The organism is Actinokineospora sp. PR83 (genome assembly GCF_021056305.1).
Classification (GTDB): Bacteria; Actinomycetota; Actinomycetes; order Mycobacteriales; family Pseudonocardiaceae; genus Actinokineospora; species Actinokineospora spheciospongiae.
The window spans coordinates 1-17,045 of sequence record NZ_JAJCXD010000121.1; the positions used below are offsets into that span (position 1 = coordinate 1).

Here is a 17,045-nt window from a genome sequence, read left to right on the forward strand (position 1 = left end):
TCGTTTCCAAGGCTTATCCCAGAGTACGGGGCAGATTACCCACGTGTTACTCACCCGTTCGCCGCTCGTGTACCCCGAAGGGCCTTACCGCTCGACTTGCATGTGTTAAGCACGCCGCCAGCGTTCGTCCTGAGCCAGGATCAAACTCTCCAATAATGAATGAGTGTTGTAACCTGACAAAAAGACACCAAACTGGCATCAATTCATCTCAAAGGAAACCCCTGACAGGGTTTCATGATATTAAGCTCTACTGGCTTAAATCGGCACACTGTTGAGTTCTCAAACAACACACGCACATCTCCGTCAGAAGCTCCACAGTCGGAGCGACCTTCATCGAGGCTGGTATTGCGTCAAAGTTTTGTACTGCTGATTCGAGGTCACCCACTCTACCACCGCGAGGCGGGAGCTTGGTTCGTGATCTCCGGTCAGTGCCCGTTCCGGTTGTTTTCCCGGCCCGTGTCGCTCTGACTTGGATAAAGTTACACGCAGACCAACCAGGGGTCAAATCGCACCCCCAGGAGCCCGTCGCAGGGAGAAACCGCAGGTCATCGCCCCCGCGAAGGGTCTGAACCCAACGTATCCCACCCTCATCCCGGTGGAAATGTGACCGCCGTCACTCAAACTTTCTTCCCGTGCTCCCCTGACACCGCCAAGAAGTGGTCTGACCTGCACAAACACCGAGGGCCGCCGGTCCGGAGCGGACCGACGGCCCTCGGGGACCACTCGGATGGCCGGGTTTCAACCCCGGAGCGTGACGGTCAGGGGCTGACCTCGACCCCTGCGGTGTTGCGCTTGCCCCGGCGCAGGACCAGCCACTTGCCGTGCAGCAGGTCCTCCTTCGACGGCGTCCACGCCTCGTCGGTGACCTTGGTGTTGTTCGCGTACGCCCCGCCCTCGTTGACCGTGCGCCGCGCGGCGCCCCGGCTGTCGGCGAGGCCGCCGGTGACCAGCAGGTCGACGATGGTCGGCTCGTCGGCCAGCCGGGCCCTGCCGCCGGGCACCTCGGCCATGGCCGCGTCCAGCGTGGAGGCGTCGAGGTCGGCCAGTTCGCCGCGGCCGAACAGCGCCTGGCTGGCGGCGATCACCTGGTCGGTCTCCCGGCGCCCGTGCACCAGCGTGGTGAACTCCTCGGCCAGCCGCTTCTGCGCGGCCCGCAGCTGCGGGCGCTCGGCCGTGTCGCGCTCCAGGGCGGCGATCTCCTCCCGGTCGAGGAAGGTGAACAGCCGCAGGTAGCGCAGCACGTCCGCGTCGCCGACGTTCACGAAGTACTGGTACCAGGCGTACGGCGAGGTCATGGCCGGGTCGAGCCAGACATTGCCGCCGCCGGTGGACTTGCCGAACTTGCGGCCCTCGGCGTCGGTGACCAGCGGGGCGGTCAGCGCGTGCGCGGACTTCCCGTCGACCTTCCGGATGAGGTCGACCCCGCCGATGATGTTGCCCCACTGGTCGGAGCCGCCCACCTGGAGCTTGCAGTCGTGGGAGCGGTTGAGCCGCAGGTAGTCGTTGGACTGCAGGAGCAGGTAGCTGAACTCGGTGTAGGACATGCCGTCGGACTCCAGGCGGCGCTTGACCGTCTCCCTGGCGAGCATGACGTTGACCGAGAAGTGCTTGCCGGTCTCGCGGAGGAAGTCGAGGACCGAGGTGCTGCCGGTCCAGTCGAGGTTGTTGACCACGGTGGCGGCGGTCCCGGCGCCGTGGGCGTCGTCGAAGTCGACGAAGCGCTCCAGCTGGCCGCGGATGCGGTCGGCCCACTCGGCCACGACGTCGGCGGTGTTGAGGGTGCGCTCACCGGTGTCGCGCGGGTCGCCGATCATGCCGGTGGCGCCGCCCGCCAGGACGATCGGGCGGTGCCCGGCACGCTGGAAGCGGGTCAGCATCAGCAGCGGGACGAGGTTGCCCGCGTGCAGGCTGGGAGCGGTGGGGTCGAACCCGGCGTAGAGGGTGAGCGGTCCCGCGTCGAGGTCCTTGCGCAGGGCGTCGAGGTCGGTGGACTGCGCGATGAGGCCGCGCCAGGTCAGCTCGTCGAGGATGTGTTCACTCACGTGCTCCAGTCTCCACGGTGCGTCAGCGCCGGGACCACCGGGTTTGCGCTCCGCCCCGGGTCAGCCACCCGACGCCGCCGCGATCGCGGCGGCGGCCGGGGTCCCAGGGCGACCGGCTCCTCGCACCACTTGCGCCGAACGGTGGGCGCCGTTGGCGAGGCTACGTCGGGAACGGGTCCGTTCGGACCTGCTTGCGGCGGCGGCCACCGAGGCGGTAGGCGCTGACGGACTTGTCCCCGGCGATCCAGAACCGCCAGGGCACGTCGACCGCCGCGGCGACGCCGACGCGGGGGCCGGAGCGGATGTCCTCGGTGGCGACCGGGTCGCCCGCCAGCAGGCGGACCGGGGAGGCCGGGTCGGTGAGGTCGAGGCCGTTGTCGGCGCGGTCGAGGCCGAGGACGCCGGTGAGCTTGGCGGGGCCGCGGGCGAGGTCGGTGGTGCCGCGCGCTGCGGGGCGGCGGGTCTTGGCCAGGGCCTCGCCGTCGACGACCTGGCCCGCGCGCAGCAGGACGGCGCCGGGGACGCCGTCGGTGAGGGTGACGACGTTGGCGCAGTGGTGCATGCCGTAGACGAAGTAGACGTAGAGGTGGCCCGCCGGGCCGAACATGACCTCGTTGCGCGGGGTCTTGCCGCGGTAGCAGTGCGACGCGGGGTCGTCGCCGCCGCGGTAGGCCTCGACCTCGGTCAGCCGCACGCGGACGGTGCCGTCGGGGCGGTCGGACTCGAGGACGGCGCCGAGCAGGAGGTGGGCGGCGGCGACCGGGTCCACGGCGAGTTCCGCCTCGGTGAACTGCCTCATCGGGTGCATTGTCCCACCGGGTGGCTCGCGATGCCCCTCATCGGGTGGCCTCCCAGGCGGTGCGCTGGAGGAACGCGGCGTCGGCGCGCGGGAGGTCGACCAGGGTGCCGTGGCCGAGGGGTACGGCGTCGGGGTCGACCCGGGGGCCGGTGATGGTGCCCGGCCTGCCGCGCGGGTCCAGGCCGAGCAGGGCGGCGAGGAACACGCAGGCGGTGAGGTAGCTGCCCGCGGGGGCGGGGTGGCTGTCGTCCGGTTCGTGCAGGCGCAGGTCGGGGCGTTCGGCCTGGGCGGCGGCCCAGGCGGGGCCGACCGGGGCGACCGTGGCGCCGACCTCGCCCGCGATCGAGGTGTAGGCGGCGTTGAGCAGGTCCTGCGCCGACGGGGTGTCGCGGCGGGCCGCGGTCAGGTACAGCACCGGGTTCGCGCCCGCGGCGACCACCTCGGGGACGATGGCGCGGACCGCGGCGTGGAAGTCCGCCGGGTCGCGCACCTGGGGGACGCCGTCCGCGTACAGGCCCTCGCCGAGGCAGCTCTGCTCCTGGAGCACGACGTAGTCCCACCCCTCGGCCAGCGCGGCGGTGGGTTCGCCGCCCGCCCAGGTGGCGGCCAGGTGCGCGCCACCGGTGGCGATGGCGCGCACCTCGACGGCGCGTTCCGGGCGGGCGAGCGCCGCCAACTGGGTCGGCAGGCCGTGGAAGTAGGTGAAGCTGTTGCCGACGAACAGGACTCGGGTCGGCAGGGTCACTTCCGGATGACCTGCTCCGCCCACGACCGGTGCTCCTCGACCCGGCCCACGACGCGGTCGCGCTGCTCGGCGACCCTGGCGGGCGCGGTGCCGCCGTGGGCGTCGCGGGAGGCGATCGAGCCCGCCACCGTGAGCACCTCGCGGACCTCGGGGGTCAGCGCGGGGTCGACCTCGGCGAACTCGGCGTCGGTCAGCTCGTCGAGGCCGACGCCGCGGGCCTCGGCACGGCGGACGCAGTCGCCCGCGGCCTCGTGCGCGACCCGGAACGGCACGCCCTGGCGGACCAGCCACTCGGCGATGTCGGTGGCGAGGGTGAACCCGGCGGGGGCCAGCTCGGCCATCCGGTCGGTGTCGAAGTCGAGGGTGGCGATCATCCCGGCCATCGCGGGCAGCACGAGCTGGAGCTGGTCGACGGAGTCGAAGACCGGTTCCTTGTCCTCCTGCAGGTCGCGGTTGTAGGCCATCGGCTGCGCCTTGAGGGTGGCCAGCAGCCCGGCCAGGTTGCCGATGAGCCGACCGGACTTGCCCCGGGCCAGTTCGGCGACGTCGGGGTTCTTCTTCTGCGGCATGATCGAGCTGCCGGTGGACCAGGAGTCGTGCAGCCGCGCGTAGGAGAACTCCGCGGTGCACCAGAGGATGACGTCCTCGGCGATGCGGGAGAGGTTCACCCCGAGCATGGCCACGGCGAAGGCGAACTCGGCGGCGAAGTCGCGCGAGGAGGTGCCGTCGAGGGAGTTCTCGGCCGGGGCGTCGAAGCCCAGTTCCTCGGCGATCGCGGCCGGGTCGAGGCCCAGCGAGGAGCCCGCGAGGGCGCCGGAGCCGTAGGGGGACACCGCGGCGCGCTTGTCCCAGTCGCGCAGCCGGTCGACGTCGCGCAGCAGGGCCTGGGTGTGGGCGAGCAGGTGGTGCGCGAGCAGGATCGGCTGGGCGTGCTGCAGGTGGGTGCGGCCCGGCATGGGGGCCTCGGGGTGCAACTGGGCCTGGTGCAGCAGGGCCTCGACCACGTCGAGGACACCACCCGCGAGGTGCCGGGCGGCGTCGCGCAGCCACATCCGGAACAGGGTGGCGATCTGGTCGTTGCGGGAGCGCCCGGCGCGCAGCTTGCCGCCGAGTTCGGTGCCCGCACGCTCGATCAGGCCGCGCTCCAGGGCGGTGTGCACGTCCTCGTCGGCGACCACGGGGGTGAAGGTGCCCGCCGCGACGTCGCTCTCCAGCAGGTCCAGGGCGGTGAGCATGCCGGACAGCTCGGAGTCGGTGAGCAGGCCGGCCCGGTGCAGGACGCGGGCGTGCGCCCGGGACCCGGCGATGTCGTAGTGCGCCAAGCGCCAGTCGAAGTGCGTCGACAGGCTCAGGGCGGACATGGCTTCTGCGGGTCCGGAGGCGAACCGCCCACCCCAGAGTGCGGTGGGTTCCTGCTGGGTCACGGTGAGACTTCCTGGGTGTTGTGGTCGGGAGACCGGCATCGTCCCCGACGGGTCGGGGACGATGCCGGGTGGCCGGACTGGCAATCATCCCCGACAAGCCGGGGAGGACGCCGCAGGGCCGGGATGGCGACCGTCCCCCGACAAGCCGGAGACGATGCCGGGTGGGGACGAGGGGGTGGGTGGCGGGAGGGATTAACGCTGCGCGCGCTTGGCGGCGATCTTGCTCGGGAGGCCCCAGAGCTGGATGAAGCCCTTGGCCAGCGACTGGTCGAACTCGTCGCCCTCGTCGTAGGTGGCCAGGTTGAAGTCGTACAGGGACACGTCGGAGCGGCGGCCGGAGACCACGGCGCGACCGCCGTGCAGGGTCATCCGGATGTCACCGGAGACGTACTGCTGGGTCTCGGCGATGAACGTGTCCAGGGCGTCCTTGAGCGGGGAGAACCACAGGCCGTCGTAGACCAGCTCGCCCCAGCGCTGCTCGACGGTCCGCTTGAAGCGGGCCAGGTCGCGCTCGACGGTGACGTTCTCCAGCTCCTGGTGCGCGGTGATCAGCGCGAGCGCGCCGGGGGCCTCGTAGACCTCGCGGCTCTTGATGCCGACCAGCCGGTCCTCGACGATGTCGAGGCGGCCGACGCCCTGGGCGCCCGCGCGGCGGTTGAGCTCCTGGATGGCCTGGAGCACGGTGACGGTCTCGCCATCGATGGCGACCGGGACGCCCTTGTCGAAGGTGAGGACCACCTCGTCGGGGTCGCGCGGCTCGGCCGGGTTCGCGGTGTAGTCGTAGACGTCCTCGATCGGGGCGTTCCAGATGTCCTCGAGGAAGCCGGTCTCGACCGCGCGGCCCCAGACGTTCTGGTCGATGGAGTACGGGGACTTCTTCGACACGTCGATGGGCAGGTTGCGGTCGTTGGCCCAGGAGATGGCCTTCTCGCGGGTCCAGGCGAAGTCGCGGACCGGGGCGATGCACTTGAGGTCGGGGGCGAGGGCGCCGATGCCGACCTCGAACCGGACCTGGTCGTTGCCCTTGCCGGTGCAGCCGTGGCTGACGGTGGTCGCGCCGTGGTACTTGGCCGCCTCGACCAGGTGCTTGACGATCACCGGCCGGGAGATGGCCGACACCAGCGGGTAGCGGTCCATGTAGAGCGCGTTGGCCTGCAGGGCGGGCAGGCAGTACTCGGTGGCGAACTCGTCGCGGGCGTCGGCGACGACCGCCTCCACCGCGCCGCAGTCGATCGCGCGCTTGCGGATCGTGTCGAGGTCCTCGCCGCCCTGGCCGACGTCCACGGCCACCGCCACGACCTCGGCGCCGGTCTCCTCGGCGATCCAGCCGATGGCCACCGACGTGTCGAGCCCGCCGGAGTAGGCCAGCACCACCCTGTCACTCATTGATCTCTCCTTGCTGGTTTGCCAAGTCTGGGTTGCCGCGGCTGGCCATCGCGGTGAAGCGGTCCGCCAGCCGGGCGCCGGTCACCGGCTCGCGGCAGATGACCATGATCGTGTCGTCACCGGCGATGGTGCCGACGATTTCGGTGAGGGCGGCCCGGTCGATCGCGCTGGCCAGGAACTGCGCGGCACCGGGCGGGGTTCGCAGGACCATCAGGTTCGCCGAGCCCTCTGCGGAGACGAGCAGCTCGGTGAGCAGCCTGCTCAGCCTGGACGTGCCGCCCTGCACGCCGCGGACCGGGTTGCCGTCCTCGGGGATGACGTAGACGGGCACGCCGCCGTCGGCCCCGCGCAGCTTCACCGCGCCGAGTTCGTCGAGGTCGCGGGACAGGGTCGCCTGGGTGACCTCCACCCCGCCCTCGGCGAGCAGCCGGGCCAGCTCGGTCTGGCTGTGCACCGGCCGCTCGGAGATCAGGGTGACGATGCGGGCCTGGCGGGCCGCGCGGGTGGTGGTCACGGGTGCCCCACGAGCCAGGCCAGCAGGGCCTTCTGCGCGTGCAGCCGGTTCTCCGCCTCGTCCCAGACCGCGCTGGAGGGCCCGTCGAGGACCTCGTCGGTGATCTCCCAGCCGCGGTGGGCGGGCAGGCAGTGCAGCACGATCGCGCCGTCGGCGGCGCGGGCGAGCAGGTCGGCGTTGACCTGCAACGGGCGGAACGGGCTGACCCGGTCGCGGCCGTCGTTCTCCTGGCCCATGGAGACCCAGGTGTCGGTGACGAGCACGTCGGCGCCGTCGACGGCGGCGTGCGGGTCGGTGAACAGGGTGACGCTGCCGCCGGTCTCGGTGGCGCGCTTCTTCGCGTCAAGCACGACGGCCTCGCCGGGCTGGAAGCCCTGGGGGGAGGCCAGGCGCACGTGCAGGCCCGCGGTGGCGCCGCCGAGGAGCAGCGAGTGGGCCATGTTGTTGGCGCCGTCGCCGAGGTAGGTGGCGGTGACGCCCGCGAGCCGACCGAGGCGCTCCTCGATGGTCTGCAGGTCGGCCAGGACCTGGCAGGGGTGGAACTCGTCGGTCAGCGCGTTGATCACCGGGACGCGGGAGGCCGAGGCCATGGCCTCGATGCGCTTCTGCGCGTAGGTGCGCCAGACGACGGCGTCGACGTAGCGGGACAGGACCCGGGAGGTGTCCTCGATGGTCTCCTCGCGGCCGAGCTGCATGGTGCGGCCGTCGACGATGACCGGGTGGCCGCCGAGCTGGTGGACGCCGACGTCGAAGGAGAGCCGGGTGCGGGTGGAGTTCTTCTCGAAGATCGCCGCGACCGACTTGCCCTCCAGGGGCCGGTGGGCGAGCGGGTCGGCCTTGTAGGCGATGGCCAGGTCGAGGACCTCGCGCTGCTCCAGCGGGGTCAGGTCGTCGTCGCGCAGGAAGTGCCGGACCATGGCTCAGCCCTCCCGGGCGGTGTCGAGGATCGAGGGCAGGGCGGCGACGAAGCCGCCTGCCTGCTCGTCGGTCAGCACCAGCGGCGGGGCGAGCCGCACCACGTCGGGCTGGACGTTGTTGACCAGGTACCCGGCGTCGAGCGCGGCGGCGGCGACCCTGGCGGAGGCGGGCTCGGTGAGCACGAGGCCGAGCAGCAGGCCGGTGCCGCGCACCCCCGCCACCAGCGGGTGTTCGAGCTGTTCGATGCCCGCGACGAGGTCCTTGCCCAGGGCGGCGGTGTGCTCCAGCAGGTCGTCGGCGGCGATGGTGCGCAGCACCGCCAGGCCCGCCGCGGCGGCGACCGGGTTGCCGCCGAAGGTGGTGCCGTGCGAGCCGGGGGCGAACAGGTCGGCCGCGGCGCCGACGGCCACGCAGGCGCCCAGCGGCAGGCCGCCGCCGAGGCCCTTGGCCAGGGTGAACACATCCGGGGTGACACCGGCGCGCTGGAAGGCGAACCAGGTCCCGGTGCGGCCGATGCCGGTCTGCACCTCGTCGAGGACCAGCAGGGCGCCCGCCGCCGCGGTGATCTCCCGAGCGGCCTGGAGGTAGCCGTCCGGGGCGGGGATGACGCCGCCCTCGCCGAGCACGGGTTCGAGGAACAGCGCGGCGGTGTCGGTGTCGACGGCGGCCCGGAGCGCGTCGAGGTCGCCGAACGGGACGTGCGCGACCCCGGGGGTGACCGGTTCGAACGGGGTGCGCTTGGCGGGCTGGCCGGTCAGCGCGAGCGCGCCCATGGTGCGGCCGTGGAAGGCGCCCTCGCAGGCGACGACCTTGGTGCGCCCGGTGAGCCGGGTCAGCTTGAGCGCGGCCTCGTTCGCCTCGGCGCCGGAGTTGCAGAACACGACCTTCGCCTGGCCGGTGAGCCCGGCGACGTCGAGCAGCGCGTCGGCCAGCTCGACCGCGACCGGGTTCGCGTACAGGTTGGAGGTGTGCCCGAGGGTGGCGACCTGCGCGGTGACCGCCTCGACGACAGCCGGGTGCGCGTGGCCCAGGGCGTTGGTGGCGATGCCGCCGACCAGGTCGAGGTAGCGGGTGCCGTCGGCGTCCCACACGTGCGCGCCGTCGCCGCGGACCAGGGTGAGCGCGGGCGTGCCGTAGTTGTCCATCAGCGACGAGCGCCAACGGCGCTGTCCGTCCTCGTTGGACGTGATCATGCTTGCACCCCTTCCCGGTCCGGCAGCACCATGGTGCCGACGCCTGTCTCGGTGAACACTTCCAGCAGGACCGAATGTGCCAGCCTGCCGTCGATGACGTGCGCCCGGGGCACCCCGCCGGTGACCGCCCGCAGGCACGCCTCCATCTTGGGGACCATGCCGCTCTCCAGGCGCGGCAGCAGCTCCGCCAGTTCCCCCGCGCGCACCTCGTGCAGCAGCGAGGACCGGTCGGGCCAGTCGGCGTAGAGGCCCTCGACGTCGGTGAGGACCACCAGCTTCTGCGCCCCCAGCGCCACGGCCAGCGCGGCGGCGGCGGTGTCGGCGTTGACGTTGTGCGGCACGCCGTCGGCGTCCGGGGCCACAGTGGACACCACCGGGATGCGGCCCGCGCGGACGATGTCGAGCACCGCGTCCGGGTTGACCGCGACCACGTCGCCGACCTGGCCCAGGTCGACGACCTCGCCGTCGACGACGGTGGTGCGCCGCTCGGCGGTGAACAGCCGCGCGTCCTCGCCGGAGATGCCGACCGCGTGCGGGCCGTGCTGGTTGATCAGCCCGACCAGTTCCCGGCTGACCTGCCCGACGAGCACCATCCGGACCACGTCCATGGTCTCCGGGGTGGTGACCCGCAGGCCGCCCTTGAACTCGCCGGGGATGCCCAGCCGGGTGAGCATGGCGCTGATCTGCGGTCCGCCGCCGTGCACCACGACCGGGCGCAGGCCCGCGAGCCGCAGGAACACCACGTCCTCGGCGAAGGCGCGCTTGAGGTCCTCGTCGACCATGGCGTTGCCGCCGTACTTGACCACGACCAGCGCGCCGTGCAGGCGCCGCAGCCACGGCAGGGCCTCGATGAGGATGGCCGCCTTCTGGGTGGGCGTGGTCATGAGGAGTACGCGCTGTTCTCTTCGACGTAGGCGTGCGACAGGTCGGTGGTGAGGATGGTGCCGGTTCCCGGGCCCGCGTGCAGGTCGACCTCGACCAGGATGTCCAACCCGGACATGTCCGCCGCCAGCCGGTCGCCGACCCCGGTGCCCGCCCGGCAGACGGGAACGCCGTTGATGGTGATGTCGAGGTCCGCCGGGTCGAACTCCGTGGGCGCGTTGCCGACGGCCATGGCGATCCGGCCCCAGTTCGGGTCCCCGGCGAAGAAGGCGGTCTTGCACAGGTTGTCCTGGGCGACCGTGCGGGCGACCGCGACCGCCTCGGCGTCGGTGGCCGCGCCGGTGACCTTGACCGTCACGTGCTTGGTGACGCCCTCCGCGTCGGCCTGGAGCTGGGCGACCAGGTCGGCGCAGACCTCGGTGAGGGCGGCGGTGAACTCCTCGGCGCCCGGGGTGACCCCGGACGCGCCGGAGGCCAGCAGCAGCAGGGTGTCGTTGGTGGAGGTGCCGCCGTCGACGTCGAGGCGGTTGAAGGTCTCCTCCACTGCGGCGCGCAGGGCGGCGTCGGCGGTGGCCCGGTCGACGGCGGCGTCGGTGGTGACCACGCTGAGCATGGTGGCCATGTTCGGCGCGCACATGCCCGCGCCCTTGGCGAACCCGCCGACGGTCCAGCCGCCCGCGTGGGTCAGCGCGGTCTGCTTGGGGTGCGAGTCGGTGGTCAGCACACCGGTCGCGGCGTCGAGCGAGGCGTCGGGCCCGTGCGCAAGCGCTTTCGCCACGGTCTCCACGCCGGTCAGCACGGCTTCCATGGGCAGTCGCTCGCCGATCAGGCCGGTGGAGCAGACCGCCACGTCGATGGCGCCGACGCCGAGCACGTCGGCGACCTTCTCCGCGGTGGCGTGCGCGTCCTGGAACCCGCCGGGGCCGGTGCAGGCGTTGGCGCCGCCGGAGTTGAGCACGACCGCCCGCAGGCTGCCGGTGGTGAGCACCTGCTGCGACCACAGCACCGGCGCGGCCTTGACCTTGTTGCGGGTGAACACGCCCGCGGCGACCGCCGCCGGGCCGTCGTTGACGACCAGGGTCAGGTCGGGCTTGCCGTTGGACTTGATGCCCGCGGCTACCCCGGCCGCGCGGAACCCCGCCGCCGCCGCCACACCCTGCTTCCGGTCGGTGCTCATGGCGCTACTCCCACGGTGGACAGGCCGGTCGTCTCCGGCAGGCCGATGGCGATGTTCATGGACTGCACGGCGGCGCCCGCCGTGCCCTTGGTCAGGTTGTCGACCGCGGCGACGACGACCAGCCTGCGCAGGTCCGGGTCGACGGCCAGTTGCAGTTGCACGGCGTTGGAGCCGAGGACGGCGGCGGTGGTCGGCCAGCGGCCCTCGGGCAGCAGGTGCACGAACGGCTCGTCGGCGTAGGCCTTCTCGTAGACCGCGCGCGGGTCCCCGTCGGAGGTGAGCCGGGCCGAGCAGGTGGCGAGGATGCCGCGCGGCAGCGGGGCCAGGACCGGGGTGAAGGAGACGCCGATCCTGCGGCCCGCCACCGCGCTGAGGTTCTGCGTGATCTCCGGGGTGTGCCGGTGCGCGCCCGCGACGCCGTAGGCGCTGAGCGACCCCATGACCTCGGAGCCGATCAGGTGCGGCTTGCTGCTCTTGCCCGCCCCGGAGGTGCCCGAGACCGCGACGACGGTGACGTCGTCCTCGACGATCCCGGCGGCGACGGCGGGGGCCAGGGCGAGGGAGCTGACGGTCGGGTAGCAGCCGGGGACGGCGACGCGCTTGGTGCCGACCAGGGCCTCCCGGCCGCCGGGCAGCTCGGGCAGCCCGTAGGGCCAGGAACCCGCGTGCTCCCCGCCGTACCAGCGGGTCCAGGCGGCGGCGTCGGTCAGCCGGTGGTCGGCGCCGCAGTCCACGACCAGGGTGTCCGGGCCGAGCTGGGCGGCGATCTCGGCGGAGCGGCCGTGCGGCAGGGCGAGGAAGACGACGTCGTGCCCGGCGAGGGTCTCGGCGGTGGTGTCGAGCAGGACGCGGTCGGCGAGCGGGAGCAGGTGGGGCTGGTGCTCGCCCAGGGGGGACCCGGCGTTGCCGCCCGCGGTGAGCGCGCCGATCTCGACCTCGGGGTGGGCGAGGAGGAGCCGCAGCAGCTCACCACCGGCGTAACCACTGGCGCCTGCGACCGCGATCCGCACTGTCATGTGGATGATTATGCACGCCGGTGCAAGTTCACTCAAACCACTTTCGAGTGATGTTGATCGGCTTGCGCGGAGCCCGGTGCGCCCCGCGGACTCAGCGGGGTGCGGGTGGGGGGAGGGGTTGCGGTGGTTGCGTGCCGGGGCGGGCGCCGTCGAGGAGGAGGGCCAGGCAGCGGCGGCGGTCGAGGCCGTCCGGGTCGCCGGGGTGGGTGCTGGCCAGGGCCATGACCACGATGGCGGCCAGGTCGCGGACCAGCAGGTCCGGGCGGACCTGCTCGGCGTGCTGGGCGGCGGCGAGGACGTGGGCCAGCGGGCCCAGGTAGCGCTCGGCGGTGTCGACCGAGAGGGCGCCCGCGCGGTGGGCGGCGGCGAGCAGCACGCGGTGGGCGGCCAACCGCTCGACCGTGGCGGCGAGGGCGTGGGTGAGGGCACGCCAGGGGTCGGCGGCGGTGCGGGCGGTCAGGGCGAGCGGTTCGATCTCCTCGGCGAAGAACGCCTCGAACGCCGCCCTGACCAGGCCCTCCCGGCCGCCGACCAGGCGGTACACGGTGGCGATGCCCACGCCCGCGCGGCGGGCCACCTCCTCCAGCGACGGGGTGTCGCCCAACTCCTCGAACGCGGCGATGCCCGCGCGGACGACGCGGTCGAGGTTGCGGCGCGCGTCGGCGCGGCGCGGCTGGGCGGACACCCCGGGAAAGCTAGCTCACCACTCGACCGGGAGGGCGAGAACGCCGTAGACGACGCTGAAGGAGCGGAACGCCGGGTCCGCCCCCGGGGCGAGGCGCAGGTTCGGGAACCGCTCGAACAGGGCGGGGAACGCCGTGCGCATCTCCATCCGCGCGAGCGGGGCGCCCAGGCAGTGGTGGATGCCGTAGCCGAAGGACACGTGGGTGGTGTCCGCGCGGGTCACGTCGAGCGACTCCGGGTCCGAGACCACAGCGTCGTCGCGGTTGGCCGCGGGCAGCGAGCACATCACCAGGTCACCCGCAGAGATGGCCTGGCCCGCGATCTCGGTGTCCCGGGTGACGTACTTCATCGAGCTGGCGTGCACGATGCTCAGGTAGCGCAGCAGTTCCTCGATGGCGTTGTCGAAGCGCTCGGGCTCGGCGCGCAGCAGCGCGAGCTGCTCCGGGTGCTGCAACAGCGCCAGGGTGCCCAGGCCGAGCATGTTCGCCGTGGTCTCGTGGCCCGCGATGAGCAGCAGGTTGCACAGGCCCGCGAGTTCCTCGGTCCCCAGGTCGTCGCCGTGCTCGCGCAGCAGCATCCCGATCAGGTCGTCGCCGGGTTCGGTGCGCGCCCTGGCGATGAGCCCCTTCATGAACTCGCGCATCCGCCGCGACTCGGCGATCCGCTCCTGCGCCGGGAGGCTGACGTCGAGCAGCTTGCCGGTGCGCGCCTGGAAGTCCTCGCGCTCGGAGTACGGCACGCCGAGCAGCTCGCAGATCACCAGCGACGGGATCGGCAGCGCGAAGTCGGCCACCAGGTCGGCCGGGGCGCCCTTGCGCTCCATGGCGTCGAGGTGGTCGCGGACGATGTCGGCGACGCGGGGTTCGAGCCTGCGCATCCGCCGCACGGTGAACTCGCCCGCGAGGATCTTGCGCAGCCGGGTGTGGTCCGGCGGGTCGAAGCCGAGCAGGTTTCCCGCCCGCATGACCTTCAGCTCTTCCTGGCCGAGGTCCATCCCCAGCGGGGACAGGCCCCTGGCGTTGAGGTCGTTGGAGAACGTCGCCGGGTCGCCCATGACCCGGCGCACGTCGGCCTGGCGGGTGACCAGCCAGGCCGACAGGCCCAGGAACGTGTCGACCTTGCGGATCCCCTCACCCTCGCGCAGCCCGGTCAGCTCGTCGCCGAGCTGGAAGCCCGCCCGCCGCATGTGCAGCGGCAGCTCTGGTGCCTGTGTCACTCCGACCTCCCGAATGAGCGGTTGGGGAGTTCCCCCCGACACAAACGATAGCGAGCTATCACATGCGGAGTCATCCGACGAATGAGTGACGCGGCCGAACGGGTGGCCCCGCTCCCCCGGTCGCCGCCCGGCTACCGGTAGGCGGCGAAGGTGGCGTCGACCCTGGCGCGGTCGGCGCCGTCGGCCAGCAGGAGGTGCAGCAGGACGCGGGCCTTGGCCGGGTCGAGGAAACCGCCGTGGACCAGGCCGCGGGCCAGCAGGTCGCGCTCGGAACCGGGGTAGCCGTAGGTGGTCCGCAGCACCGAGCCGCCGCCGGTGCGGGACGTGAGCACGACCGGGACCCGGGCGGCGACCTCGGCCACCGCGGGCACCATCACCTCGGGCACGTGGCCCGCGCCGAGCCCGGCCAGCACCACCCCGTCCAGGGCGGGGGCGGCGTGCCGGAGCAGTTCGCCGTCGTCGCCGAGGGAGACCGCGACCAGGCCGACCCGCGGCGGGGTGGCGGTCGTGGGCACCGGCAGCCGCGGGGACACCGGGTCGACGCGGCGCAGCCGGGGCTCGCCCTCGACGAGGGTGCCGTAGGGGCCGGTGCCCGGTGAGGCGAACGCGGCGGTGCTGCTGGTGTGCGTCTTGCGGACGAAGCGGGCACCGTGCACCTCGTCGGACAGCACGACCAGCACCCCGAGGCCGCGGGCGGCCGGGCTCGCGGCGACGGTGACGGCGGCCAGCAGGTTCGCCGGGCCGTCCGCGCCGGGGGCGGTGGGGTGGCGCATGGCGCCGGTGACCACGACCGGCACCCCCGGGTCGAGGGTGGCGTCGAGGTGGAACGCCGACTCCTCCAGGGTGTCGGTGCCGTGCGTGACGACCACGCCGTCGGCGCCGCCGTCGACCTCGGCGCGCACCGCCGCGGCCAGCGCGGCCAGGTCGGCGAACCCGACCGACGGGCTCGGCAGCGACCGCAGCGTGCGGGCGGTGATGTCGTGCGCGGCCAGCTCCGGCACGGCGGCAATCAGCGCCGCGGCGTCCAGGGCGGGCACCACGCCGCCGGACGCGCTGGGGGCCATGGCGATGGTCCCGCCCATGCCGAGGACGACGATGCGGCTCATGGCCCACACGGTAGGGGCGGGCGGTTCCCGCCCACCACCGGTGGGGGGATCACCCGGCGTCGAGCAGGTCCAGCAGGGTGGTCCACGGGCCCTCGACCGGGTCGACCAGCCGCACCCCGGCCGAGCGCAGCACCGCCAGGTGGGTCTCCCACAGCGGGTGCGCCCGGGGCGCGGCGGCGGCCTGCGGGGCGACGACCACCGGCACGCCCGGGGTGCCGATGGCCTCGTTGAGCGCGGTCAGCGCCTGGTTGTCGGCGATCCCGAGGGCCAGCTTGACCACCGAGTTGGCCGAGGCGGGCACGAACAGGAACGCGTCCGGCATCGGGTACGGCTTGGGCTCGGTCGGCAGCCTCGGCTCGTGCCGGACCGGCAGGTCGGTCAGCGCGGCCAGCCGCGCGCCCGCCCCGGTCGCGTCCATCCACCGCCCGAGGGTGGGGGTGAACGTGACCGCCAGCCGCCACCCGCGGCGCACCGCGGGTTCGGCCACCTCCGGCAGCAGCCGCCGCTCGGCGCCGCCGCAGGCGGAGGCGACCAGGCCCAGCGTTCGCATCTAGCGGCGCAGCAGGGCGCAGAACATGGCGTCGGTGCCGTGGCGGTGCGGCCAGAGCTGCGCGTACGGCCCCTCCCCCAGCCCGGGCACGTCCGGGAAGGCGCCGCGCGCGTCGAGGACGGTGGCCCCGGTCTTGCGGGCCACCGCCGACACCACGCCCTCGGTCTCCGACAGGTGCGGCGAGCACACGACGTAGGCCACCACGCCGCCCGGCCGGACCAGGTCGAGTGCGCTGGTGAGCAGTTCGCGCTGGAGCTTGGTCAGGTCGCCGACATCGGAGGGCTGCCTGCGCCAGCGGGCCTCCGGGCGCCTGCGCAGCGCGCCCAGACCGGTGCACGGCGCGTCGACCAGCACCCGGTCGAAACCGGCGGCGGGCAGACCGGGGTCGCGGCCGTCGGCGACGTGGACGGTGACCGGGAGGCCGCCGGTGCTCTGCTCGACCAGCCGGGCCCGGTGCGGCGCCTGCTCGACCGCGTCGAGGGTGCCGCCGTTGATGGCGGCCAGCGCGCCGAGCAGCGCCGCCTTGCCGCCGGGGCCCGCGCACAGGTCCAGCCAGGCCAGGTCGGGGCCGTCCAGCGGGGCCCTGGTCAGGGCCAGGGCGCAGAGCTGGCTGCCCTCGTCCTGCACGCCCGCGAGCTTCTCCCGCACCGCCTCCAGCGCGCCGGGGTCGCCCGAGCCCGGGTCCAGGTGCACCGCGTACGGGGAGTACGGGCCGGGGTCGCCGCCGGTCATCGCGGCCAGCTCCTCGGCGCTGACCTCGCCCGGCCGGGCCACCAGGTGCACCAGCGGGCGGGTGTCGTCGGCGCGCAGCGCGTCGCCGAGTTCGTCGCCGGTGCTGCCCAGGGCGTCGGCGAACGCGCGGGCGATCCAGCGCGGGTGCGCGGTGCGCGCGGCGAGGTTGCCCACCGGGTCGGTGACCGGGTCGGGGGCCAGCGCGGCCAGCCAGGCGTTCTCGTCGCGCTCGGAGATCTTGCGCAGCACGGCGTTGGCGAACCCGGTGACCCGCGACCCCAGGTCGGCGCGCACCAGGTCCACGGTGGACGTCACGGCGGCGTGCGCCGGGATGCGGGTGCGCAGCAACTGGTAGGCGCCCAGCCGCAGCGCGTCGAGCAGCTCGGGCTCCACTTCGGACAGCGGGCGGGCGCTGCACTCGCCGATGATCTCGTCGAGCAGGCCGCGGGCCCGGCAGGCGCCGTAGGCCAGCTCGGTGGCCAACCCGGCGTCGCGGCCGGAGATGCGGCGGTCGCGCAGCAGCTTGGGCAGCACCAGGTTCGCGTAGGCGTCGTCGGCGCGGACCGCGCGCAGCACGTCCAGCGCGGCGCGGCGGGCCGCGTCCTCGGCGGGCGGGCGCGCGGGCCCGTCCGGCTTGCGCGGGGGGTGCGCGCCGCGGGGG

The 17,045-nt window shown here is 73.3% G+C and carries 16 protein-coding genes and 1 rRNA gene; all 17 read right to left on the minus strand.

Annotated features, from left to right (window positions below; translation table 11 throughout):
• Positions 1 to 156, minus strand: a 16S ribosomal RNA gene (locus L6E12_RS31300); the annotation flags it as partial.
• Positions 157 to 758: 602 nt separating this feature from the next.
• Entirely contained in the window at positions 759 to 2,042 is a 1,284-nt protein-coding gene (gene tyrS, locus L6E12_RS31305) for a tyrosine--tRNA ligase (RefSeq protein ID WP_236231529.1), read from the minus strand.
• A 160-nt stretch (positions 2,043 to 2,202) separates the two neighbouring features.
• Positions 2,203 to 2,841 (minus strand): DNA-3-methyladenine glycosylase, encoded by a 639-nt coding sequence (locus L6E12_RS31310; RefSeq protein WP_374201979.1) that lies wholly within the window; start codon positions 2,839 to 2,841, stop codon positions 2,203 to 2,205.
• A gap of 37 nt (positions 2,842 to 2,878) precedes the next feature.
• Entirely contained in the window at positions 2,879 to 3,586 is a 708-nt protein-coding gene (locus L6E12_RS31315; protein ID WP_236231531.1) for a hypothetical protein, read from the minus strand.
• Positions 3,583 to 5,010, minus strand: coding sequence for an argininosuccinate lyase (argH, locus tag L6E12_RS31320; protein WP_308075377.1), 1,428 nt, complete (start codon positions 5,008 to 5,010; stop codon positions 3,583 to 3,585). Before argH ends, L6E12_RS31315 begins: the two co-directional genes overlap by 4 nt.
• 192 nt (positions 5,011 to 5,202) lie before the next feature.
• The gene (locus L6E12_RS31325; protein WP_236231532.1) at positions 5,203 to 6,396 is read right to left on the minus strand and encodes an argininosuccinate synthase; all 1,194 of its coding nucleotides are present in this window, start codon (positions 6,394 to 6,396) and stop codon (positions 5,203 to 5,205) included.
• Positions 6,389 to 6,910, minus strand: coding sequence for an arginine repressor (locus L6E12_RS31330; protein WP_236231533.1), 522 nt, complete (start codon positions 6,908 to 6,910; stop codon positions 6,389 to 6,391). Before L6E12_RS31330 ends, L6E12_RS31325 begins: the two co-directional genes overlap by 8 nt.
• Positions 6,907 to 7,827: an ornithine carbamoyltransferase gene (argF, locus tag L6E12_RS31335; protein WP_236231534.1), complete on the minus strand. Its 921-nt coding sequence runs from the start codon at positions 7,825 to 7,827 to the stop codon at positions 6,907 to 6,909. The genes L6E12_RS31330 and argF overlap by 4 nt, the downstream gene beginning before the upstream one ends.
• 3 nt (positions 7,828 to 7,830) lie before the next feature.
• Positions 7,831 to 9,021 (minus strand): acetylornithine transaminase, encoded by a 1,191-nt coding sequence (locus L6E12_RS31340; RefSeq protein WP_236231535.1) that lies wholly within the window; start codon positions 9,019 to 9,021, stop codon positions 7,831 to 7,833.
• Positions 9,018 to 9,905 carry an acetylglutamate kinase gene (gene argB, locus L6E12_RS31345; protein ID WP_236231536.1) on the minus strand — a complete coding sequence of 296 codons (888 nt, stop codon included), beginning with the start codon at positions 9,903 to 9,905 and terminating at the stop codon, positions 9,018 to 9,020. The genes L6E12_RS31340 and argB overlap by 4 nt, the downstream gene beginning before the upstream one ends.
• Positions 9,902 to 11,080: a bifunctional glutamate N-acetyltransferase/amino-acid acetyltransferase ArgJ gene (argJ, locus tag L6E12_RS31350; RefSeq protein WP_236231537.1), complete on the minus strand. Its 1,179-nt coding sequence runs from the start codon at positions 11,078 to 11,080 to the stop codon at positions 9,902 to 9,904. The genes argB and argJ overlap by 4 nt, the downstream gene beginning before the upstream one ends.
• Complete coding sequence (argC, locus tag L6E12_RS31355; RefSeq protein ID WP_236231538.1) at positions 11,077 to 12,096, minus strand: N-acetyl-gamma-glutamyl-phosphate reductase; 1,020 nt, start codon at positions 12,094 to 12,096, stop codon at positions 11,077 to 11,079. The genes argJ and argC overlap by 4 nt, the downstream gene beginning before the upstream one ends.
• A gap of 91 nt (positions 12,097 to 12,187) precedes the next feature.
• Positions 12,188 to 12,781 (minus strand): TetR/AcrR family transcriptional regulator, encoded by a 594-nt coding sequence (locus tag L6E12_RS31360; RefSeq protein ID WP_236231539.1) that lies wholly within the window; start codon positions 12,779 to 12,781, stop codon positions 12,188 to 12,190.
• A gap of 15 nt (positions 12,782 to 12,796) precedes the next feature.
• Positions 12,797 to 13,996 (minus strand): cytochrome P450, encoded by a 1,200-nt coding sequence (locus L6E12_RS31365; protein ID WP_236231540.1) that lies wholly within the window; start codon positions 13,994 to 13,996, stop codon positions 12,797 to 12,799.
• 131 nt (positions 13,997 to 14,127) lie between these two features.
• On the minus strand, positions 14,128 to 15,102 hold the full coding sequence (locus tag L6E12_RS31370; RefSeq protein ID WP_236231541.1) for an asparaginase: 975 nt from the start codon (positions 15,100 to 15,102) through the stop codon (positions 14,128 to 14,130).
• A 49-nt stretch (positions 15,103 to 15,151) separates the two neighbouring features.
• The gene (locus L6E12_RS31375; RefSeq protein WP_236231542.1) at positions 15,152 to 15,652 is read right to left on the minus strand and encodes a flavoprotein; all 501 of its coding nucleotides are present in this window, start codon (positions 15,650 to 15,652) and stop codon (positions 15,152 to 15,154) included.
• The coding region (locus tag L6E12_RS31380; RefSeq protein ID WP_236231543.1) for an RsmB/NOP family class I SAM-dependent RNA methyltransferase at positions 15,653 to 17,045 on the minus strand (1,393 nt) is incomplete at its 5' end. It lies immediately after the preceding gene.

Excerpts from the sequence above, each read along its gene's own strand:
- L6E12_RS31375 (WP_236231542.1), bottom strand. The coding sequence starts at position 15,652 with ATGCGAACGCTGGGCCTGGTCGCCTCCGCCTGCGGCGGCGCCGAGCGG.
- L6E12_RS31325 (WP_236231532.1), bottom strand. The coding sequence starts at position 6,396 with ATGAGTGACAGGGTGGTGCTGGCCTACTCCGGCGGGCTCGACACGTCG.
- argB (WP_236231536.1), bottom strand. The coding sequence starts at position 9,905 with ATGACCACGCCCACCCAGAAGGCGGCCATCCTCATCGAGGCCCTGCCG.
- argC (WP_236231538.1), bottom strand. The coding sequence starts at position 12,096 with ATGACAGTGCGGATCGCGGTCGCAGGCGCCAGTGGTTACGCCGGTGGT.
- L6E12_RS31340 (WP_236231535.1), bottom strand. The coding sequence starts at position 9,021 with ATGATCACGTCCAACGAGGACGGACAGCGCCGTTGGCGCTCGTCGCTG.
- L6E12_RS31310 (WP_374201979.1), bottom strand. The coding sequence starts at position 2,841 with ATGAGGCAGTTCACCGAGGCGGAACTCGCCGTGGACCCGGTCGCCGCC.
- argF (WP_236231534.1), bottom strand. The coding sequence starts at position 7,827 with ATGGTCCGGCACTTCCTGCGCGACGACGACCTGACCCCGCTGGAGCAG.
- L6E12_RS31370 (WP_236231541.1), bottom strand. The coding sequence starts at position 15,102 with ATGAGCCGCATCGTCGTCCTCGGCATGGGCGGGACCATCGCCATGGCC.
- argJ (WP_236231537.1), bottom strand. The coding sequence starts at position 11,080 with ATGAGCACCGACCGGAAGCAGGGTGTGGCGGCGGCGGCGGGGTTCCGC.